We start from the raw sequence: 20,175 nt of genomic DNA, 5'->3' as shown, positions 1-20,175 counted from the left end.
AGGCTCCCCGATGACCGACCAGTACGTCCTGGCGATCGACCAGGGCACCACCTCGACCCGCGCGATGATCTTCGACCACCAGGGCGACGTCGTCTCGGTGGGACAGAAGGAGCACGAGCAGATCTTCCCGAAGGCCGGGTGGGTCGAGCACGACCCGAAGGAGATCTGGACCAACACCCGCGAGGTCGTCGGCCAGGCGCTGGGCCGCGCCAGCCTCACGCACGAGGAGATGGCCGCCGTCGGCATCACCAACCAGCGCGAGACCGCGGTCGTCTGGGACCGGGAGACCGGTGAGCCGGTCTACAACGCGATCGTCTGGCAGGACACCCGCACGCAGAAGATCTGCGACGAGCTCGCGGCCCTGGGCGGCGGCGCCGAGCGCTACAAGGACCGCGTCGGCCTGCCGCTGGCCACGTACTTCTCCGGCCCCAAGATCCGGTGGATCCTCGACAACGTCGCCGGCGCGCGGGAGAAGGCCGAGGCTGGCCGGCTCGCGTTCGGCAACACCGACTCCTGGATCCTGTGGAACATGACGGGCGGCACCCGGGGCGGGATCCACGTCACGGACCCGACGAACGCGTCGCGCACCATGCTCATGAACATCGACTCGCTCACGTGGAACGAGGAGATCGCCGGTGAGATGGGGATCCCGGTGTCGATGCTGCCGGAGATCCGCTCGTCGTCCGAGGTGTACGGCGAGGGCCGCAAGGGCGGTCTGCTGCCGGGTGTGCCGATCGCCGGGATCCTGGGCGACCAGCAGGCCGCGACGTTCGGGCAGGCGTGCTTCGAGGTGGGCCACGCCAAGAACACCTACGGCACCGGCAACTTCATGCTCATCAACACCGGCACCGAGCCGATCGCGTCGAAGAACGGCCTGCTCACCACGGTCTGCTACAAGATCGGCGACCGTGACACGGTGTACGCGCTCGAGGGCTCGATCGCGGTGACGGGGTCGCTGGTGCAGTGGCTGCGCGACAACCTGGGGATCATCTCCTCGGCCCCCGAGGTCGAGAAGCTCGCCGCGAGCGTCGAGGACAACGGCGGGGCGTACTTCGTCCCCGCGTTCTCGGGCCTGTTCGCCCCGTACTGGCGCTCCGACGCCCGCGGCGCGCTCGTCGGCCTGACGCGCTACGTCACCAAGGCGCACATCGCCCGGGCCGCGCTGGAGGCCACCGCCTTCCAGACGCGGGAGGTGCTCGACGCGATGAACGCCGACTCGGGCGTCGACCTCACCGAGCTGAAGGTCGACGGCGGCATGGTCGCGAACGACGCGCTCATGCAGTTCCAGGCCGACATCCTCGGCGTGCCGGTGATCCGGCCGAAGATCGCCGAGACCACCGCGCTGGGCGCCGCGTACGCGGCGGGCATCGCCGTCGGCTACTGGTCCGGCGAGCAGGACGTCATCGACAACTGGTCGGAGGACAAGCGCTGGGAGCCCGCCATGGCGGACGACGAGCGCGACCGGCAGTACCGGCTGTGGAAGAAGGCCGTGACGAAGTCGTTCGACTGGGTGGACGACGACGTGCGCTGAGCCGTGAGCGCCGGTGCCCGTGGGGCACCGGGGTGACGTGGGCCCGGGACGGGGAGGTCCCGGGCCCACGTCATGCCCCGGGACGAGCCGGTCGCGTGTCCTCGGCCTCCCGACGACGCTCCTCCTGCGGCCCTGCATCTCGGGGTCGTCGGCATGCCGTCACGGAGTCCGCGCGCGGAAGCGGACCCCGCCCCTCGGGATACGCGATCGCCGTGGTGTCCGCACCCTGGTGGGCACCCGACCCGGAGGATCCGATGCGAGCGATGGTCTACCGCGGGCCCTACAAGGTCCGCGTCGAGGAGAAGGACGTCCCGGCGATCGAGCACCCGAACGACGCGGTCGTGCGCGTCGCGCGGGCCGCCATCTGCGGCTCCGACCTGCACCTTTACCACGGGATGATGCCGGACACACGGATCGGCCACACGTTCGGCCACGAGTTCGTCGGCGTGGTCGAGCAGGTCGGCCCGTCCGTGCAGAACCTGCAGGTGGGCGACCGCGTGATGGTCCCGTTCACCATCTACTGCGGCACGTGCTTCTTCTGCGCACGCGGCCTGTACTCCAACTGCCACAACGTGAACCCCAACGCCACGGCCGTCGGCGGCATCTACGGGTACTCGCACACCACGGGTGGCTACGACGGCGGCCAGGCCGAGTACGTGCGCGTGCCGTTCGCGGACGTCGGCCCGTCGAAGATCCCGGACTGGCTCGACGACGAGGACGCGCTGATGATGACCGACGCGCTGGCCACCGGGTACTTCGGTGCGCAGCTCGCGGACATCGTCGAGGGCGACACGGTCGTCGTGCTCGGCGCCGGCCCGGTGGGGCTGTTCGCGGCCCGGTCCGCGTGGCTCATGGGCGCCGGGCGCGTGATCGTCGTGGACCAGCTGGACTACCGGCTGGAGAAGGCGCGCGAGTTCGCGTTCGCGGAGACGCGCAACTACACGCACTACGACGACATCGTCGTCGAGATGAAGAAGGCGACCGACGGGCTGGGCGCGGACCGCGTGATCGAGGCCGTCGGCGCCGAGGCGGACGGCAACCTCATCCAGCACGTGACCGCCGCCAAGCTCAAGCTGCAGGGCGGCTCACCGGTCGCGCTGAACTGGGCGATCGACGGCGTGCGCAAGGGCGGCACGGTGTCGGTCATGGGCGCGTACGGGCCCATGTTCTCGGCCGTGAAGTTCGGCGACGCCATGAACAAGGGCCTCACGCTGCGCATGAACCAGGCGCCCGCCAAGCGGCAGTGGCCGCGGCTGCTCGAGCACATCCAGGCCGGCTACCTCAAGCCCAGCGACGTCATCACCCACCGCATCCCGCTCGAGCACATCGCCGAGGGCTACCACGTGATGTCGGCCAAGCTCGACGGCTGCATCAAGCCCGTCATCGTGCCCGGCACGGACTGAGAGGACGTGGACATGCCGTACACCGCCAGCAAGCCCCCGCTGCCCGAGACCCCCGAGCAGCTGCGCGCACGCATCCCCGGCTGGGGCGCCGACCTCGACCCCGCCGACCGTCCGTCCGTGCCGCGCGAGCGCTCCGACCTGCCGCCCACGGGCGCGCACTGGGACTTCCCGGACCGCCAGGAGGAGACCTACCCCCGTGAGCGGTCGATCGAGCACGAGATGCTCACACCCGTGTTCGGGACGGCGCAGCCGCCGCACGGGCTGTCGGGCGCGATCCGCCGCTACTCCTACGAGCGCTTCAGCGAGGGGCGGGCCGCGCACTGGCTGCTGCTGATCGCCGCGGACCGCGTGGACGCCGCGGGTGCGCACCTGCGCTCGTTCGCCACGCTGCGACCGGACAACCCGGTCACCGAGACCGGGGTGCTGTCCGAGCTGCACCGGCACCCGGTGGCGTCACGTCGTGGGCGTGTCGACGTGCGGCACCAGCCGCTCGACGCGCTGATCGTCGCCGGGCCGTGGATCGCCGGCGGCGCCGCGGCGTTCGCACTGCTGCGTGCGCTGCGTCGGCGGCGCTGAGCCGACGACGCCGAGACGACGACGCCGGGGCCGCCCGGCCTGCCCGGGGCACGGGCGGGCCGGGCGTCCGGGGCGTCAGCGCACGTCGGCCGTCAGCCGCCCGTCGGGGTGCACCGTGAGCGGGGCGATCCGCACGTTGCGCAGGTGGTCGCGGCCGGACACGTGGGCGTCGTGGTACAGCAGGTACCAGCGCCCGGCCAGCTCCACGAGCGAGCCCTGCGTGGTCCAGCCGGCGACCGGCTCGAGGACGGTTCCCCGGTACGTGAACGGCCCGTACGGCGAGTCCGACGTCGCGTGGACCAGCGTGTGCGCCTCGCCGGTGGAGTACAGCAGGTGGTAGAGCCCGTCGATCCGCGAGACCCAGGGCCCCTCGAAGAACCGGCGCGGGTCGCCCTGCGTGAGCGGCTCCCCCGCCTCGTCGACGACGACGACCTCGCGCGTCGGCTCCGCGAGCGCGAGCAGGTCGTCGGTGAGCCGGGCGATGCGCGGCCCCAGCGCGGGGGCACCGGGTGCCGGGTAGGCGTCCCGGCCGGTGTACGTGTCCCCGTCCCAGCGCTGCAGCTGGCCGCCCATGATGCCGCCGACGTACAGGTACGCGGAGCCGTCGTGGTCCGTCAGCACGGCGGGGTCGATGCTGCCGACGCCGGCGAGCGGCTCCGGCTCGGCGACGAACGGGCCCGTCGGCGAGCACGACGTCGCGACGCCGATGCGGAACACGCCGTCGGCGTCCTTGGCGGGGAAGAACAGGTAGTACGTGTCGCCGCGACGGGCCGCGTCCGGGGCCCACATCTGGCGTGCGGCCCACGGCACGTCGGCCACGTGCAGCACCGGCCCGTGGTCGACGACGGGCCCGGACACGTCGCGCAGCTCCAGGACGTGGTAGTCGCGCATGTCGTACTGGCTGCCGTCGTCGTCGCGCGGGACGCCGGTCTCCTCGTCGTGCGACGTGTAGACGTACAGCACGCCGTCCCAGACGTGGCCCGAGGGGTCCGCGGTCCACACGCCCTCGACGAGCGGACCGTCGAGCGGTGCTGCGGCGTCCGCCGCCGCGACCGCCCCCGCCGTGCCGACGACGTCCTCGACGTCCGATACCGGTCCGCTCACCACGTGCCGCCCGTCTCCTGCGTGCCGCGCCCCCGTCGGGCGCACCCGGCCGCACCCTACCGGCCGCGGATCGTCACCGGTTGCGCCGTCCACGCCGAAAGTTGCGACGCAGCCCGGGGGTGTCGGTGCGCGCCGGTAGCCTCGGGCGCCATGCGAGTCGCCACGTGGAACATCAACTCGATCCGTGCCCGGCTGGACCGGGCCGTCGGCTTCCTCGAGCGGTCGGGCGTCGACGTCCTGGCCCTGCAGGAGACGAAGGTCAAGGACGAGGCGTTCCCGCGCGAGCCGTTCGAGGCGCTCGGGTACGAGGTCGCGACGCACGGGTACTCGCAGTGGAACGGCGTCGCCGTGATCTCCCGCGTCGGTCTGCAGGACGTCGAGCGCGGGTTCCCCGGCCAGCCGACGTGGGGCGACCCTGCGGTCGCGGAGGCCCGGGCGCTCGGCGCCACGTGCGGCGGAGTGCGCGTCTGGAGCCTGTACGTGCCGAACGGCCGCGAGGTCGGCGACCCCCACTACGCGTACAAGCTCGACTGGCTCGCAGCGCTGCGCGACGCGGCGCAGGGCTGGCTGACCGCCGACCCCGCCGCGCAGGTGGCGATGGTCGGCGACTGGAACATCGCGCCGCTCGACACGGACGTGTGGGACGCCGCGTGGTTCGCCGGTCGCACGCACGTCACGCCGGCCGAGCGCGAGGCCTTCGAGGCGATCGCGCACGCCGGGTACACCGAGGTGTCGCGGGTGCACCTGCCCGCCGAGCACACCTACACCTACTGGGACTACCAGCAGCTGCGCTTCCCGCGGAACGAGGGGATGCGCATCGACCTCACCTACGCCAGCCCCGCCCTCGCCGCGCGCGTCACCGGCGTGCGCATCGAGCGCGACGAGCGCAAGGGCAAGCAGCCGTCCGACCACGTGCCGGTGGTCCTCGAGATCGAGGGCGCCTGACGGGCACGGGGACCGGGTGGTATCGACCGGTCGGCCGCGTGCCGGGGCGCGGGCTCCACTAGGTTGCCGTCCATGACGTCCGACGACCGCGCGCCCGAGCCCGCCGAGGGGACGGACGCGCCGTCCGTCCCCGAGCCGCCGACCACCGGTGAGACCGAGGCCGTCCCGGACATCCCGGCGCCGGACGGGCCGGCGTCGCCCGACTCGACCGCCTGGGGCACCTCCTCGTCCCCCGTGTACGGCGCCGGGACCGCACCCGGGGCCGGCGACACCCAGCCGATCTCCACGGCCCTGAACGACACCCAGCCGCTGACGTGGACCGCGCCCACGCCGCCGTCGGTCGTCCCGCGCACCGTGACGCCGACGCCGCCCGCCGCGTCCGGAGCGCCCACCCCGCCCGGTGCGCCCGTGCCGTCCGGAGCGCCCGTGCCGCCTGCACCGGGCACGCCGGCCGCCCCGGCCACCGCCGACGGCACCGCCGCGGCGGACCCGTGGGCCGTCCGCCGCGACGTGACCACCGGCGGTGCGGCACCGGCCGACGCCACAACCGGTCCCTCGCCGTACGGCGGGGTCCCCGCGGCGCCCTACGGCTCGCCCGCGCCCTCCAGCGCGGCACCCTCGCCCGGCGCGACGGCCCTCGGTCCGCCGCCTCCGCCGGCGCCCGGCACCCCGGCCCCGCCGTACGGGACCCCGCCCGCGCAGCCCCCCTCCGGCGTCCCGTACGGCGGCCCCGCGTACGGTGCACCGGGCGCTCCCGGGTACGGCCCGCAGGGCTACCCACCGCCCTACCCCGGCGCGCCCGTGCCCACCGACGGGATGGCCGTCGCCTCCCTGGTGACGTCCGTGGGCGGGCTCGTGCTGCTGTGCGGCCTCACCGGGCCCGTGGGGCTCGGTCTCGGGATCGCCGCGCTGCCGCGCATCCGCCGCAGCGGGGCGCGCGGGCGCGGCATGGCGATCGCCGGCATCGTGGTCGGCGCGATCGGCACCGCGGTGCTCGTGGCCACCGTCGCGGTGCTCGCCGCCGTGGTGCAGTGGGGCTCCGACCAGGCCCAGCAGGTCAGCGAGATCACGGAGAGCACCAGCGAGCTCGACCGCCTCCTCGACGACCTGGACGGCGGCGGTACCGGGAGCGGCAGCGGGTCGTCCGACGACCTCGACCAGCTGCTCGGCGAGCTGGGCGAGCAGCTCGAGGGGCTGGGCGAGCAGCAGTCGTACCAGCTGCCCGGCTACGTCCTGCCGCAGGACGTCGCGGTCGGCACCTGCTGGGCGACAGCGCCGGGGTCGTTCGACCTCTCCGACGCCGTGGTCGTGCCGTGCGAGCAGGAGCACACGGCGGAGGTGGTCGCCCGGCTCACGGTGACGGGCTCCCCTGCCACCGACGTCGCGGCCGAGGACCCGGTGTCCGACGCGGCGTACACGCAGTGCGCGGACGTCGTCGACGCCCTGGACCCGGGCCTGGCCGAGCAGGGGTGGGCCGACGTGTGGCTCCCCCACCCCGACCAGGTGGTGGCCGGCGAGCTCGTGGCCTACTGCGTCTACGAGGGCCTCGACGCCGCGGGCGGCTCCCTCGTCGCACCGTCGGGGACGCAGCCCTGAGCACCCCCGACGACCGGACGTCGCCCCCCGTGGACGTGCCGGAGGACCCCAACCCCCCGACGTACTACGCGCCGGGCTGGCAGGAGGCAGCACAGGCGCGCACCCGCGCCCGACGGCGGGTGCGGGTCGCCGCGGCCGCCCTCGCGGCCGTCGCGGTCGTCGCGGTGGGCTCCGTGCTCGGCACGCGCGCCGTCACGTCCGCCCGCAGCGCACCCCTGCCGGCGGACGTCACCGAACCGACGGACGCGTACGCCGCCCAGCTCGTCACCGGGTCGTGCCTGGCGGAGCTCCCGGCCGACGGGGACGTCGACCGGGTGCGGGTCGTGCCGTGCGCGCAGGCGCACGCGGCCCAGGTGGTCGGCGAGTACGCGTTCGACGCCGCGGCCGTGTGGCCCGGCCAGGACGGTGCGCACACGCGCGTCGCCCGCTCGTGCGTGCTCAGTGACGCCGAGGTCGAGGCCGGTGTGCGGGTGGTCACCTGGGCACCCACGGAGGCGGGCTGGTCCCGCGGCGACCGCACGGGACTCTGCCTCGCGGTGCCGCCGGCACCGGTCACCGGGTCGTTCGTCGACGGCACGGCGGTCGACGCGGGCTGACCGCCCGGACCGGTCACCGGCGCCGGCGCACGGCTCCGCGCTCCCGCGCAGCCCAGCGGCTCAGCGCTCGGGCGTCGGCGCGCGGGCGTCGGCGCGCGGGCGTCAGTGCTCCGGCGTCGGCGGCCCGTCCGGCGCGGGGCTCCGGGCCGCACGCCGACGCTCCGCCCGCGCCCCCGTGCGGGTCCACACGAACCGCACCAGCACCACGGCGATGGCCGCGTACACGACCGCGTTGAGCCAGTCGCTGTACCGGCCGATGTCCTCCCACTGCGACCCCAGCGCGTAGCCGGCCCACACGAGGCCGCCGTTCCACACGGCCGACCCGACCAGCGTGTACAGGGTGAACCGGCCCGGGTTCATCCGCTCGACGCCCGCGGGCACGGAGATGAGGCTGCGGACCACGGGCACGCACCGGCCGATCAGCACGGCCGCGCCGCCGTGCCGCAGGAACCACCCCTCGGCCTGGTCGAGGTCCTGCGCGTCCATCAGCGGGACGCGCTCGAGCCAGCGGCGGATGCGCACCCGCCCGACCCAGGCGCCCAGGCCGTACAACGCCCACGCGCCGACCACCGCCCCGGTGGTGGCGGCGACGACCGCCCAGACCAGCGACATGCCACCCTGCGACGCGACGTACCCGGCGACGGGCAGCACGACCTCGGACGGGATGGGCGGGAAGAGGTTCTCGAGCGCGACGAGCAGCCCCACCCCGACGGGGCCGAGCGCGTCGATCACGGAGACGACCCAGCCGGCCAGGCCGGTCAGCTCCGTCCCGGACCCGGCGGCGGACAGGACGGCTGCGGTCAGGTGCATGACCTCGCCATGCTGCCACGCGACGCGCGGGGTCGCGCGTCGCCCTCAGCCACCGGGTGCGGGACCCGCCGATACGGTGGTCGGCGTCCCGGTCGCGCACACGGAGGTGCCACGTGGTCCCGTTCGACGTCGAGCAGGTCCTGGCGGAGCTCACGCTGGAGGAGAAGGCGTCGCTGACGTCGGGAGCGGACTCCTGGCACACCAAGGCGGTCCCGCGTCTGGGCGTCCCCTCGGTCATGGTGAGCGACGGCCCGCACGGCCTGCGCAAGCAGGAGACGGGGGCCGGCGGTCCGAGCCTGGAGTCGAAGGTCCCGGCGACGTGCTTCCCCACCGCCGCCGCGCTGGGGTCCTCGTGGGACCCCGCCCTGCTGCGACGCGTCGGCGAGGCGCTGGGCCGCGAGACCCGCGCGCACGACGTGGCCGTGCTGCTCGGCCCCGGGGTCAACATCAAGCGGACACCGCTGTGCGGCCGCAACTTCGAGTACGTGGCGGAGGACCCGCACGTCGCCGGGGTGCTGGCGGCCGCGCTCGTCGAGGGGATCCAGTCGCAGGGCGTCGGGGCGTCGCTCAAGCACTTCGCCGCGAACAACCAGGAGACGGACCGCATGCGCGTGTCCGCCGACGTGGACGAGCGCACGCTGCGCGAGATCTACCTGCCGGCGTTCGAGCACGTGGTCACGCAGGCCCGCCCGTGGACCGTGATGTGCTCCTACAACCGGGTCAACGGCGTCTACGCCTCGCAGGACCCCTGGCTGCTGACCCGGGTGCTGCGCGACGAATGGGCCTTCGACGGGCTCGTCGTGTCCGACTGGGGCGCGGTGCGGGACCGGGTGCGGGCGCTGGAGGCCGGGCTGGACCTGCAGATGCCGGCCGTCGGGCCGCGCCCCGACGAGGAGGTCGCCGCGGCGGTGCGCGCCGGGCTGCTCGACGAGGCGGCGCTCGACCGGTCCGCCCGCCGGGCGCTGCACCTGGCCGCCCGCGCGCTCCCGGCGGACGGCGACCCGTCGACCCTCGACCTCGACGCCCACCACGCGCTGGCCCGCGAGGCCGCGGCGGCCGGCACGGTCCTGCTGCGCAACGAGCCGGTCGACGGCACCCCGCTGCTGCCGCTGGCGGGCACGGCCGGGCTCCTCGTCGTCGGTGAGCTCGCCCGCACGCCGCGCTACCAGGGCGCGGGGTCCTCGCAGGTGACGCCCACCCGCCTCGACGACGCCCTGGGTGCGCTGCGCGCCGTGGACCCGGCGATCGGGTTCGCCCCCGGGTTCACCGTCGCGGGCGGCCCCGACGGTGACGACGACGCCCTGCTCGCGGCGGCCGTCGAGGCGGCGCGTACCGCCGGGACCGTCGTGGCGTTCCTGGGGCTGCCCGGGCCCGACGAGTCGGAGGGCTACGACCGTCCCCGGCTGGGCCTGCCGGACAGCCAGCTGCGCCTCCTCGCCGCGCTGACGGAGGCGAACCCGCGGGTCGTCGTCGTGCTCGCCAACGGCTCGGCGGTGAGCGCCACCCCGTGGCGCGACGACGTGGCCGCGGTCCTCGAGACGTGGCTCGGCGGGCAGGCGGGCGGGTCCGCCGTCGCGGACGTCCTGCTCGGCGTCCGCGAGCCGGGCGGCCGGCTGACCGAGACGATCCCGCTGCGGCTCGAGGACACCCCGGCCTTCGGCAACTTCCCCGGCGAGGCCGGGCGGGTGCGCTACGGCGAGGGCGTGCTGGTCGGGTACCGCTGGTACGACACGCGCGCCATGGACGTCGCCTACCCCTTCGGGCACGGCCTGGGCTATACGACGTGGGCGTACGACGGCCTGCGGGTCGAGGTCCACGGCGAGGGCGCCGACGTGCGCCTGGACGTGGCGGTCACGGTGACCAACACCGGGTCCCGCGCGGGGCGTGAGGTGGTGCAGGTGTACGTCCGCGACCCCGAGGCGGCGGTCGTGCGGCCGACCCGCGAGCTGCGGGCCTTCGCCCCGGTCGACCTCGAGCCGGGTGCGTCGGGCGAGGTGACGTTCACCCTCGGCGCGCGAGCGCTGTCCTACTGGCACCCCGGGCTGCGGCGGTGGGTCGTCGAGAGCGGGCGGTTCGTGGTCGAGGTGGGCGCGTCGTCGCGCGACGTGCGGGCGTCCGTCGCCGTCGACGTGGTCGGGGAGCCGATGTGGGGCGAGCTGACGGGCGACTCCACGCTCGCCGAGTGGATGGAGCACCCGGTCGGCTCGCGGGTGCTGGCCGGCGCGCTCGAGAGCGCCGGGCTGCCGGACCTCGACCCGACCGTCGCGGCGATGGTCGCGCAGATGCCGCTGCGGGTCATCGCCGACCTGGGCGTCCAGGGGATGACGCCGCAGGACGTCGAGGCCCTGGTGGCCGCGACCCGCTGAGCCGCGTCGCCGACGGACCCGCGTCCGCCGGCGGGTGCGGGCGCGTCCCCCCGGGGGACGACCCGCACCCGGGCGGCGGTGCTCAGCGGGTGGCGGTGACCGTCAGTCCGCCGTCGGCGAGGTCGACGCGCAGCGCGTCGCCGTCGTGGATCTCGCCCGCGAGCAGCGCGCGGGCCAGGCGGTCGCCGATCTCCTTCTGCACCAGCCGGCGCAGCGGCCGCGCCCCGTACGCCGGGTCGTAGCCCTCGAGCGCGAGCCACTCGCGCGCACCCTCGGAGACGTCGAGCGTGAGGCGCCGGTCGGACAGCCGCCGGGCCAGCGACGCGACCTGCAGGTCGACGATCTGCCCGATCTCCTCCAGCGTGAGGGCGTCGAACAGCACGATGTCGTCGAGCCGGTTGAGGAACTCCGGCTTGAACGCCGAGCGCACGGCCCCCATGACCGCCTCGCGCTTCGCGGCGTCGTCCAGCACGGGGTCGACGAGGAACTGCGAGCCGAGGTTCGAGGTCAGCACGAGGATGACGTTGCGGAAGTCGACCGTGCGGCCCTGGCCGTCGGTCAGGCGACCGTCGTCGAGCACCTGCAGGAGGATGTCGAAGACCTCCGGGTGCGCCTTCTCGACCTCGTCGAGCAGCACCACGGAGTACGGGCGGCGGCGCACCGCCTCGGTGAGCTGACCGCCCTCCTCGTAGCCGACGTACCCCGGGGGCGCACCGACCAGGCGCGCGACGGAGTGCTTCTCGCCGTACTCCGACATGTCGATGCGGACCATGGCGCGCTCGTCGTCGAACAGGAAGTTCGCGAGCGCCTTGGCCAGCTCGGTCTTGCCGACGCCCGTGGGGCCGAGGAACAGGAAGGAGCCGGTGGGCCGGTCCGGGTCGGAGATGCCCGCCCGGGCCCGGCGCACCGCGTCGGAGACCGCAGCGACGGCCTTCGTCTGACCGATCAGGCGCTCGCCGAGCACCTCCTCCATGCGCAGCAGCTTCTGGGTCTCGCCCTCCAGCAGCCGCCCGGCCGGGATGCCGGTCCACGCGGCGACGACCTCCGCGACCTCGTCGGGGCCGACCTTCTCGGCGATCATCGGCGTCTGCTCGGCGGCGAGCTCCGTGTCCTCCGCCGCCTCGGACGCCTCGGCCTGCGCGATCTCCTTCTCCACGGCGGGGATCTCGCCGTAGAGCAGGCGACCGGCGGTCGCGAGGTCGCCCTCGCGCTGGGCTCGCTCGGCGTCGGCGCGCAGCTGGTCCAGGCGGGCGCGCAGGTCGCCGACGAGGTTGTGCCCGGCCTTCTCCTTCTCCCAGCGGGCGTTGAGGGAGGCGAGCTCCTCGCGGCGGTCGGCCAGGTCGGCGCGCAGCCGCTCGAGGCGGTCGGCGGAGCCCGGGTCGTCGGCCTCCGACAGCACGACCTCCTCCATCTCGAGGCGCGTGACGGCCCGCTGCAGCTCGTCGATCTCGACCGGGGAGGAGTCGAGCTCCATGCGCAGCCGGGACGCGGCCTCGTCGACCAGGTCGATGGCCTTGTCGGGCAGCTGGCGGCCCGTGATGTACCGGTCGGACAGCGTCGCGGCGGCGACCAGTGCGGAGTCCGCGATGGTGACCTTGTGGTGCGCCTCGTACCGCTCCTTGAGCCCGCGCAGGATCGCGACGGTGTCCTCGACCGACGGCTCACCGACGAACACCTGCTGGAAGCGGCGCTCGAGCGCGGGGTCCTTCTCGATGCGCTCGCGGTACTCGTCGAGGGTGGTGGCGCCGACCAGGCGCAGCTCACCGCGCGCGAGCATGGGCTTGAGCATGTTGCCCGCGTCCATGGCGCCCTCGCCGCCCGCACCGGCGCCGACGACGGTGTGCAGCTCGTCGATGAAGGTGACGACCTGCCCGTCGGACGCGGTGATCTCCTCGAGGACGGCCTTGAGCCGCTCCTCGAACTCCCCGCGGTACTTGGCGCCCGCGACCATCGACGCGAGGTCGAGCGAGACGAGCTTCTTGTCCCGCAGGGACTCGGGCACGTCACCGGCGACGATGCGCTGGGCGAGCCCCTCGACGACGGCGGTCTTGCCGACGCCGGGCTCACCGATGAGCACGGGGTTGTTCTTGGTGCGCCGCGACAGCACCTGCACGACGCGGCGGATCTCGGCGTCCCGGCCGATCACGGGGTCGAGCTTGCCGTCGCGCGCCCGCTGCGTGAGGTCGACGCCGTACTGCTCGAGCGCCTTGTACGTGCCCTCGGGGTTGGGGCTGGTCACGCGCGCGTTGCCGCGCACCGTGGGCAGCGCGGCCAGCAGGGCGTCGCGCGACGCACCGGCGGCGCGCAGGGCGTCGGCCACGCCGGACTGCCCGGCGGCCAGGCCGATGAGCAGGTGCTCGGTCGAGACGTAGTCGTCACCGAGGCTGCGGGCCTCGGCGTTCGCCGCCTCGAGCGCGGCGGCGGTCTGCCGGGACGCCGACGGCTGCGCGACGGACGCGCCGGTCGACGAGGGCAGGTTCACGAGGATGCCGCGCACCGCGCGGCCGAGCTGCTGGCGGTCGGCGCCGACCGCGTCGAGCAGGCCGTTGGCGACGCCGCCGTCCTGCTGGAGCAGGGCGTTGAGGACGTGCGCCGGCTCCAGCTGGGGATTGCCGGCGGCGCTCGCCTGGGCGATCGCGTCGCCCAGCGCCTCCTGCGAGCGGGTGGTGAACTTCGCGTCCAACGAGGACCTCCGGGAGGTGGTGCAGGTGTCGTCTGTCGTCGACCGGGTCAACGACGACCGAAGTTGAGTCTATTCCGCTCAACTTCGCGCCGCCATCGCCCGGACAACCGTCACCCGGGCGACACGCCCACGTTCCCCGCAGGACACGTCGCCTCCCTAGCGTCGGCCGCGACACCGACCGAGAGCGGGGCACCGATGACCCTCACGCTGACCCTCGTCCGCCACGGACGCACCCACTTCAACGCGCGGCGCATCCTGCAGGGCCGCTGCGACTCACCCCTCACACGCGACGGGCGCGCCGGGGTGCGCGCCACGGCCCGGCACCTGGCCGGCACCCCGTTCACCGCCGCCTGGTCCTCCCCGTCGGGGCGCGCCGTGGCCACCGCGGTGGAGCTGCTGCGCCACCACCCGGACGTCCCGCTGCGCACCGACCGCGGGCTGCTGGAGTACGCGTTCGGCGTCTACGAGCAGAAGCCCGAGCGCGTGCTGGACGACGTGGTCGCCTGGCCCGACCTCGTGACCGACGTGCTCGCCGGGACGCACCCCGGCCTGCCGGGCGGCGAGCCCGGCGCCGACTTCATGGAGCGCACCCGCGACGTCTTCGCGCGGCTCGCGGCGGCGCACCCCGCCGGTCACGTGCTCGTCGTCGGTCACGGCCTGGCCCTCGGCGCGTACCTCGCGACCGTCGACGAGGTCGGGCTGGTCCCGCTGCCCAACGCCTCGGTCTCCACGGTCGAGGTGGACCCCGACGGCACCGCCCGCATCACGTCCCTCGCGCTCGACGTCGCCGGCTCGGGCCACGTCGCGGCCCGTCCGATGCGCACGCCGACACCCGTGCCGTCCGTCGCCTGAGGCGCGCCGCCACCCGGTCGGCCGCACGTCGGCCGGGTGGCGACCCCGGGACGGTGCGCGCGTGCGAGGATCGGCGCGTGGTCGACGACGAGGACGCCCGCCCCACCCCGGGGACCTGGGACGAGGAGGGCACGGACGTGCTCGGCGAGGGCTGGCGGGCCCGCACGCTGCACCTGCGCCCCGACGCGGTCGCACGCCGCACCCGCGTGGATCCCGTCGCCACGCTCGTGCGGCGGGTCCCCGACGCGGACGTCCCCACGACCCGCCGCGCGGTGCTGTACCTGCACGGGTTCGTCGACTACTTCTTCCACCCCCACGTCGGCGACGCCCTGGCCGCCGCGGGGTACGACGCCTACGCCCTGGACCTGCGGGACCACGGCCGCTCGATCCGCCCCGGCCGGCCGCCCAACGAGACGACCGACCTGGCGGTGTACGCCGAGGAGATCGACGCGGCCGTCCGCCTGCTGCGCCGCGACCACGACGTGCTCGTGCTCATGGGTCACTCCACCGGCGGGCTGACGGCCGCGCTGTGGGCCGACGCCCGCCGCGACCTCGGGCTGGTCGACGCCCTGGTGCTCAACTCCCCGTGGCTCGACCTGCGCGGCTCGCTGTTCGAGCGGACCCTGCTGACCCGCATGATCGACCTCGTGGGCGGCCGGGCACCGCGGATCCCGCTGCGCGGCATCGCGCCGCACTACGGCCGGGCGCTGCACCGCGACACCGGCGGGGAGTGGGACTACGACCTCGCCTGGAAGCCGCACGACGGCTTCCCCGTCCACACCGGGTTCGGCCGCACCGTGCGCCGCGCGCACGCCCGGGTCGCCCGCGGGCTCGCCGTCGACGTGCCCGTGCTGGTGCTGGCCTCCGACGCCGCGGGGCCGGACGACCGCCACCACGACGCGCTGCTGACGACCGACTCGGTGCTCGACCCCGCCCAGATCGCCCGTCGCGCGCCCCTGCTCGGCGACGACGTCACGTACGTCGAGGTGGCCGGCGGGGCGCACGACCTGGCCCTCTCGGCGGCGCCCGTGCGTGAGCGCTACCTGCGCGAGGTCACCGACTTCCTGGCGTCCCGCCTCCCGCCCCGCTGAGGGGCGGGGGGACGAGCGACGGCTCGCCCGGCTCGGAGAGCGACAGGACGACGCCGACCACGCCCCGCGACCGACGCAGGGCGGCCTCGACCTGCGCCAGCAGGTGGGACGACTCCACCTCGTCGTGGTCGCCCGCCAGGTCGACCGCACCCGTGAGGAACACCCGGCGCGCGCCGACCACGTCGATGCGCAGCTGGGTCACCCGCGCGACCTGCGGCATCGCGAGGATCGCCCGCAGCGCGGCCGCGTGCAGGGCCGGGTCGACGGTCTCCCCGACCAGGAACCGCACGTTGCGCCAGATGAGGACGAACGCGACGACCGCCAGCAGCAGGCCGACGAGGATCGAGCCGATCGCGTCGGGCACCGACGAGCCCGTCACCTGGTTGGCCACGATCCCCGCCGCGGCGATGACCAGGCCGATCAGCGCCGAGGAGTCCTCGAAGAACACGGCACGGACCGTGGGGTCGGACGTGGCCAGGACCTGCTCGAGCACGCCCCGGTCGCGGGCCCGCGCCTCCGCCCGGCTCTGCCGCCACGCCTGCAGGAACGACGTGACCTCCAGGACGAACGCGACCGCGAGCACGACGTACGCGACGAGGAAGTCCGAGGCGGGCTCGGGGTCCGTCAGCTCGTGGACGCCGTGGGTGACCGACACCCCGGCACCGACCGCGAACAGCCCGATCGCGGCGAACATCGACCAGACGTAGACCTCCCGGCCGTACCCGAACGGGTGGGACGCGTCGGCGGGCCGTCCGGCGCGGCGCTGGGCGACGATGAGGAACACCTCGTTGCCGGCGTCCGCCCACGAGTGCGACGCCTCGGCGAGCATCGAGGCGGCTCCGGTGATGCTCGCGGCGACGGTCTTGGTGGCCGCGACCAGCACGTTGGCCAGCAGCGCCAGGACCACGGTCCGCGTCGACTCGCCGCCGCCGTCGACCGGGCGCACCGGCCCCTCCATGCCCCGGCCCGCGGCCGTCCCCGCGGCGTCGGGCGTGCGCTCGTGTGCCCCCATGCGTCCGGAGTAGCACGGCCGCCCGTCGTGCGCGCGGCGGGGCGCGGTGGTTGGCTGTGCTCGCCCCGCGGACGGACGTCCGCGCCCGACGCCGGAGGACCGATGACCGTCAGCACCAGCCCGTGGCCCGCCGGAGTCCCCGGCTGGGCGGACCTCACCGTCACGGAGCTCGGCCCGACGCAGCGGTTCTACGGCGGTCTGCTCGGGTGGCAGCTGAGCATCGGCGGGCCGGAGACGGGCGGCTACGTCACGGCCACCGTCGACGGGAACGTGGTCGCCGGCATCAAGGTCGCCGACGTGCCGCGCCCCTCCGGGTGGTGCGTCTACCTCGCGACCGACGACCTCCTGCAGAGCGTCGAGCGCGCCGTCGCGGCCGGCGCGACCGTGGTGGTCGACCCGGTGACGGAGCTCGACCTGGGGCGCCTCGCGGTGCTGTGCGACCCGACGGGTGCCGTCGTCGGCCTGTGGGAGGCCGGCACCCGCACCGGCTGGCAGGTGACCGACGTGCCCGGCACGTTCGTGTGGGCCGAGCAGATGTCGCACGACCCGGACGGCGCCCGCCGGTTCTACACCGAGCTGTTCGGCTACGAGCAGCAGGACATGAGCGCACCCGACTTCACGTACACGTCGCTGTCGGTCGGCGGGGCCCCGGCGATGGGCGTCGGCGGGTACGGCCCCCGCGCGGGCGACGTGCCCGCGGCGTGGACCTGGTACGTGGCCGTCGAGGACGCCGACGCGATCGCGCCGCGCGTCGCCGAGCTCGGCGGCGAGGTCGTCAGCGGGCCGGAGGACACGCCCTACGGCCGCATGCTGCTGGTCCGCGGCCCCGCGGGCGAGGTGGTGGCGCTGCTCCAGGCACCCCCGGAGGACCTCGTCGCCTGAGCCGGTGCGTAGGCTGGACGCCGTGCAGCCCGACGTGTTCACCCACCGTGCGTCGCGCCCCCACGAGCCGCTGCGCACGTTCCACCCGCGCCGCGCGCCGCTCGGCGCGGACCGCGCGGACGCCCTGACGCGGTTGTTCCCCCGGTGGGGTTTCTCGGTCGACGACCCGCGCATGCCGCCGCCCCGGACGCCCGAGGGCCTGCTCGACACCGTCGCGCTGTTCGGCCGCAGCGCCCCGGTGGTCCTGGAGATCGGCTCGGGCATGGGCGACGCGACGGCCGCGATGGCGGCCGCCGACCCCGACCGGGACTGGCTGGCGGTCGAGGCGCACCTGCCGGGCGTCGCGGCGCTGCTGCTGCTCGTCGAGCGGCTCGGCCTGACGAACGTGCGCGTCGCCCACGGCGACGCGCTGCGCCTGCTGCGCGCCGACGTCGCGCCCGGCTCGCTCGACGCGGTGCACGCGTTCTTCCCGGACCCGTGGCCCAAGCCGCGGCACCACAAGCGCCGGCTGGTGCAGCCCGCGCACGTGGCGCTGCTGCGGGACCGGCTGCGCGTCGGGGGCACCCTGCACGTCGCCACCGACTGGGCCGCGTACGCCGAGCAGATGAGCGACGTGCTCGGCGCCGACCCCGACCTGACCGGCGGGGTCGTGCCCCGCCCGGCGCACCGCCCGGTCACCCGGTTCGAGCAGCGCGGCCTGGACCTGGGCCACGAGGTCACGGACGTCGTCGTGCGGCGGGTGCGATGAGGCTGCTGCTGGTGCCCGGCACCGGCGCCGACCGCTGGGACCGGGTCTGGCGCGACCGCCTGCCGGACGAGCCGCTGGAGGTCGTGCGCGGCTCCGCGGCGGACGCCGCGGACGCCGTGCTGCGCGGTGACGTCGACGCGGCGGTGCTGCGCCTGCCGCCCGCGCACGCCGCCGGTCGGCCGCCCGGGCTGTCGGCCACGGTCCCGACGACCTCCACCGGCTGGGGCGTCGTCCCGCTGTGGACCGAGCAGACCGTGGTCGTCGTCCCGAAGGACCACGTGCTGACCGTGGTCGACGAGGTCGACGTCGCGGACCTCGCGGGCGAGACGGTGCTGGTGCCCGCGGACGACGTCCTGGGGTGGCTGCCCCCGGGCGTCGACGTGCTCGAGGTCCCCGACGTCCCGACCGCCGCGGACCTGGTGGTGTCCGGCAGCGGGCTGCTCGTGGTGCCGCACGCGCTGGCCCGGCTGCACGACCGGCGCGGGACCGCCGTGCGCCCCGTGCCGGACGCCCCCGGGTCGCCCGTGGTGCTGGTGTGGCGCAGCGAGGACGAGCACCCGCACGTGCAGGAGCTCGTCGGGATCGTCCGCGGGCGGACGGCCGGCAGCTCGCGCGGGCGCACGGGCGACGAGCCGACCCCGCGCCGGCCCACCGAGGAGAAGGGCGCACGCCGGTCCGGCGACGCACGGCCGACCCGTCGCACCGCGCGACCGGCACCGGGCAGGGGCAGGCCGCGGCGCGGCCGCTGACGCAGCAGTCGCTCGATCCGGCCGTCGACGCCGCAGCCCCGGGCCGCCGCGCGGCGGCGTCCGGCCACGACGCGCCGGCGCCCGGCGGGCCACCGTGCGGTGGCCGGCCGGGCGCCGGGATGGTGCGGGGTGGTGCGGGTCGGTCAGCGGGTCGCCATGCGACGACGTGCCAGGACGAGCGCGCCGCCCGCCGCCACGAGCACGAGGGCGCCGACGGCGCCTGCGACCGGGTCGACACCGGTGACGGCCAGCGTGCCTCCGGCGGCGAGGACCTGGACCTGCTGCCAGCCCAGGAGGGTGCCGTCCGCGTTGTACACCGCGATGCGGTGGGTGCCCGTCGTGGTCGACGCGGGGATCGTCAGACGCACCGTGCCGTCCGCGGCCACCGTGGCCGAGCCGAGGTCGGTGGGCACGGAGAACAGGTACGCGCGCACGGTGGCGCCGGCCGGCAGGCCGGACAGGACGATCGGGGCGCCGGGGGCGACGGTCGCCGGGGCGGTGAAGCCGCCCTTCGTGGCGTCGGTCAGCTGGTCGGCCACCGGGCAGACGGCCGCGGTGACGGTGATCGTCCGCGCGATGACCAGGTCGTCAGGAATCCGCGTCCAGCTGCCCAGGTCACCGAACTCACCCTCGTAGGGGTACGCGTAGGCGTAGTAGGTGCCCGGTGCGACCTCGACGGAGCCCGCCTCGCCCGGCTCGTCGGGCTGCGCGACGAGGTCGTCCTCGCCGATCCCGTACAGGGAGTCGGTGTCGAGGATGATCCAGTCGACCGAGTCCACCGGGGTGATGGTGATCGTGCCCTTGGCGGCCGGGTTCAGCCCCGTGCACCCGGGCTGCGCGACCTCGACGGTCGGGGCCGGCACCGTCACGACCTCGGGGTCCGGCGTCGGCGTGGGCGAGGAGGTCGGCGTCGGAGTCGGCGTCGGAGTCGGCGTCGCCGTGGGGGCCGCGGTGGGCTCCGGGGTGGGCGTGACGGTCGGCTCCGGGGTGGGCGCGACGGTCGGCTCCGCGGTGGGCTCGGCCGTGGGCTCCGCCGTCGGCGTCGGGGACACCGACACCGTGGGCTCCGGGGACGGGACGACCTCGGCCTGCGCCGCGACGGCCGTGCCGCCGAACGCGAGGACGGACAGTGCGACGACCGCTGCGGCTCGCCGGAATCGGGTGGGTGACACGGGTGCTCCTTCGTTGCCCTCCGGGGACCGGGTGGGCGGATAGCGCGGACACACTGCTG

17 protein-coding genes are annotated in these 20,175 nt (G+C 75.2%); 12 read left to right on the top strand and 5 right to left on the bottom strand.

All coding sequences use genetic code 11. The annotated features are described in order from the left end of the window. The first annotated feature begins 10 nt into the window (after positions 1–10). The 3 genes from glpK to BMZ16_RS10830 all read left to right on the top strand — a co-directional run bounded on the left by glpK (position 11) and on the right by BMZ16_RS10830 (position 3,510). Complete coding sequence (gene glpK, locus BMZ16_RS10840) at positions 11–1,531, top strand: glycerol kinase GlpK (protein ID WP_089800373.1); 1,521 nt, start codon at positions 11–13, stop codon at positions 1,529–1,531. 254 nt (positions 1,532–1,785) lie between these two features. Next, entirely contained in the window at positions 1,786–2,934 is a 1,149-nt protein-coding gene (locus BMZ16_RS10835; protein WP_089801024.1) for a zinc-dependent alcohol dehydrogenase, read from the top strand. A 12-nt stretch (positions 2,935–2,946) separates the two neighbouring features. Continuing rightward, positions 2,947–3,510, top strand: a complete 564-nt coding sequence (locus BMZ16_RS10830) for a hypothetical protein (RefSeq protein ID WP_089800372.1) — start codon at positions 2,947–2,949, stop codon at positions 3,508–3,510. Between the two features lie 75 nt (positions 3,511–3,585). On the opposite strand, the gene BMZ16_RS10825 is transcribed toward BMZ16_RS10830, so the two are convergent. Continuing rightward, complete coding sequence (locus BMZ16_RS10825) at positions 3,586–4,614, bottom strand: glycoside hydrolase family 43 protein (RefSeq protein ID WP_089801022.1); 1,029 nt, start codon at positions 4,612–4,614, stop codon at positions 3,586–3,588. A 150-nt stretch (positions 4,615–4,764) separates the two neighbouring features. Between BMZ16_RS10825 and BMZ16_RS10820 the strand changes: the two genes are divergently transcribed. The 3 genes from BMZ16_RS10820 (at position 4,765) to BMZ16_RS10810 (ending at position 7,751) form a co-directional block, all read left to right on the top strand. Further along, a complete protein-coding gene (locus BMZ16_RS10820; RefSeq protein WP_089800371.1) occupies positions 4,765–5,559 on the top strand; it encodes an exodeoxyribonuclease III in 795 nt (264 codons plus the stop codon). A gap of 72 nt (positions 5,560–5,631) precedes the next feature. Then, on the top strand, positions 5,632–7,155 hold the full coding sequence (locus tag BMZ16_RS10815) for a DUF4190 domain-containing protein (protein WP_089800370.1): 1,524 nt from the start codon (positions 5,632–5,634) through the stop codon (positions 7,153–7,155). Positions 7,156–7,184: 29 nt separating this feature from the next. After that, on the top strand, positions 7,185–7,751 hold the full coding sequence (locus tag BMZ16_RS10810) for a septum formation family protein (protein WP_255366566.1): 567 nt from the start codon (positions 7,185–7,187) through the stop codon (positions 7,749–7,751). A 102-nt stretch (positions 7,752–7,853) separates the two neighbouring features. Here the strand turns inward: BMZ16_RS10810 and BMZ16_RS10805 are convergent, their stop codons facing one another. Then, positions 7,854–8,561, bottom strand: a complete 708-nt coding sequence (locus BMZ16_RS10805) for a DedA family protein (protein WP_089800369.1) — start codon at positions 8,559–8,561, stop codon at positions 7,854–7,856. Between the two features lie 113 nt (positions 8,562–8,674). Here BMZ16_RS10805 and BMZ16_RS10800 point away from each other — a divergent pair, with 113 nt between their 5' ends. Then, positions 8,675–10,927, top strand: coding sequence for an aryl-beta-d-glycosidase (locus BMZ16_RS10800; RefSeq protein ID WP_089800366.1), 2,253 nt, complete (start codon positions 8,675–8,677; stop codon positions 10,925–10,927). A gap of 82 nt (positions 10,928–11,009) precedes the next feature. On the opposite strand, the gene clpB is transcribed toward BMZ16_RS10800, so the two are convergent. Beyond that, positions 11,010–13,610, bottom strand: coding sequence for an ATP-dependent chaperone ClpB (gene clpB / locus BMZ16_RS10795; RefSeq protein WP_089800364.1), 2,601 nt, complete (start codon positions 13,608–13,610; stop codon positions 11,010–11,012). A 195-nt stretch (positions 13,611–13,805) separates the two neighbouring features. On the opposite strand from clpB, the gene BMZ16_RS10790 reads away from it, so the two are divergent. Together BMZ16_RS10790 and BMZ16_RS10785 are read left to right on the top strand one after the other, a co-directional pair. Then, the gene (locus BMZ16_RS10790; protein WP_089800362.1) at positions 13,806–14,462 is read left to right on the top strand and encodes a histidine phosphatase family protein; all 657 of its coding nucleotides are present in this window, start codon (positions 13,806–13,808) and stop codon (positions 14,460–14,462) included. Between the two features lie 77 nt (positions 14,463–14,539). After that, positions 14,540–15,553: an alpha/beta hydrolase gene (locus BMZ16_RS10785; protein WP_089800360.1), complete on the top strand. Its 1,014-nt coding sequence runs from the start codon at positions 14,540–14,542 to the stop codon at positions 15,551–15,553. On the opposite strand, the gene BMZ16_RS10780 is transcribed toward BMZ16_RS10785, so the two are convergent. Further along, positions 15,516–16,511, bottom strand: a complete 996-nt coding sequence (locus BMZ16_RS10780; RefSeq protein ID WP_089801018.1) for a cation diffusion facilitator family transporter — start codon at positions 16,509–16,511, stop codon at positions 15,516–15,518. The two genes, BMZ16_RS10785 and BMZ16_RS10780, sit on opposite strands and share 38 nt — an antisense overlap. A gap of 156 nt (positions 16,512–16,667) precedes the next feature. On the opposite strand from BMZ16_RS10780, the gene BMZ16_RS10775 reads away from it, so the two are divergent. The 3 genes from BMZ16_RS10775 to BMZ16_RS10765 are packed head-to-tail and all read left to right on the top strand — an operon-like array spanning position 16,668 to position 18,944. After that, positions 16,668–17,447 (top strand): VOC family protein, encoded by a 780-nt coding sequence (locus BMZ16_RS10775; RefSeq protein ID WP_089800358.1) that lies wholly within the window; start codon positions 16,668–16,670, stop codon positions 17,445–17,447. A gap of 22 nt (positions 17,448–17,469) precedes the next feature. Continuing rightward, entirely contained in the window at positions 17,470–18,195 is a 726-nt protein-coding gene (gene trmB, locus BMZ16_RS10770; protein WP_089800356.1) for a tRNA (guanosine(46)-N7)-methyltransferase TrmB, read from the top strand. Further along, on the top strand, positions 18,192–18,944 hold the full coding sequence (locus tag BMZ16_RS10765; RefSeq protein WP_089800354.1) for a LysR substrate-binding domain-containing protein: 753 nt from the start codon (positions 18,192–18,194) through the stop codon (positions 18,942–18,944). Before trmB ends, BMZ16_RS10765 begins: the two co-directional genes overlap by 4 nt. A 143-nt stretch (positions 18,945–19,087) precedes the next feature. On the opposite strand, the gene BMZ16_RS19275 is transcribed toward BMZ16_RS10765, so the two are convergent. Beyond that, the gene (locus BMZ16_RS19275) at positions 19,088–20,116 is read right to left on the bottom strand and encodes a hypothetical protein (RefSeq protein WP_177199666.1); all 1,029 of its coding nucleotides are present in this window, start codon (positions 20,114–20,116) and stop codon (positions 19,088–19,090) included. Positions 20,117–20,175: the final 59 nt, after the last annotated feature.

The organism is Cellulomonas sp. KH9 (assembly GCF_900114185.1).
In the GTDB taxonomy this organism is placed as follows: Bacteria; Actinomycetota; Actinomycetes; order Actinomycetales; family Cellulomonadaceae; genus Cellulomonas.
The sequence above is the reverse complement of the archived record's forward strand: the minus strand, read 5'-3'. Positions and strand labels throughout refer to the sequence as shown.

What these genes read in the sequence shown, in the direction of transcription:
- glpK (WP_089800373.1), top strand. Translation starts at nt 11, where the DNA reads ATGACCGACCAGTACGTCCTGGCGATCGACCAGGGCACCACCTCGACC.
- BMZ16_RS10835 (WP_089801024.1), top strand. Translation starts at nt 1,786, where the DNA reads ATGCGAGCGATGGTCTACCGCGGGCCCTACAAGGTCCGCGTCGAGGAG.
- BMZ16_RS10830 (WP_089800372.1), top strand. Translation starts at nt 2,947, where the DNA reads ATGCCGTACACCGCCAGCAAGCCCCCGCTGCCCGAGACCCCCGAGCAG.
- BMZ16_RS10820 (WP_089800371.1), top strand. Translation starts at nt 4,765, where the DNA reads ATGCGAGTCGCCACGTGGAACATCAACTCGATCCGTGCCCGGCTGGAC.
- BMZ16_RS10815 (WP_089800370.1), top strand. Translation starts at nt 5,632, where the DNA reads ATGACGTCCGACGACCGCGCGCCCGAGCCCGCCGAGGGGACGGACGCG.
- BMZ16_RS10805 (WP_089800369.1), bottom strand. Translation starts at nt 8,561, where the DNA reads ATGCACCTGACCGCAGCCGTCCTGTCCGCCGCCGGGTCCGGGACGGAG.
- BMZ16_RS10790 (WP_089800362.1), top strand. Translation starts at nt 13,806, where the DNA reads ATGACCCTCACGCTGACCCTCGTCCGCCACGGACGCACCCACTTCAAC.
- BMZ16_RS10780 (WP_089801018.1), bottom strand. Translation starts at nt 16,511, where the DNA reads ATGGAGGGGCCGGTGCGCCCGGTCGACGGCGGCGGCGAGTCGACGCGG.
- BMZ16_RS10775 (WP_089800358.1), top strand. Translation starts at nt 16,668, where the DNA reads ATGACCGTCAGCACCAGCCCGTGGCCCGCCGGAGTCCCCGGCTGGGCG.
- BMZ16_RS10765 (WP_089800354.1), top strand. Translation starts at nt 18,192, where the DNA reads ATGAGGCTGCTGCTGGTGCCCGGCACCGGCGCCGACCGCTGGGACCGG.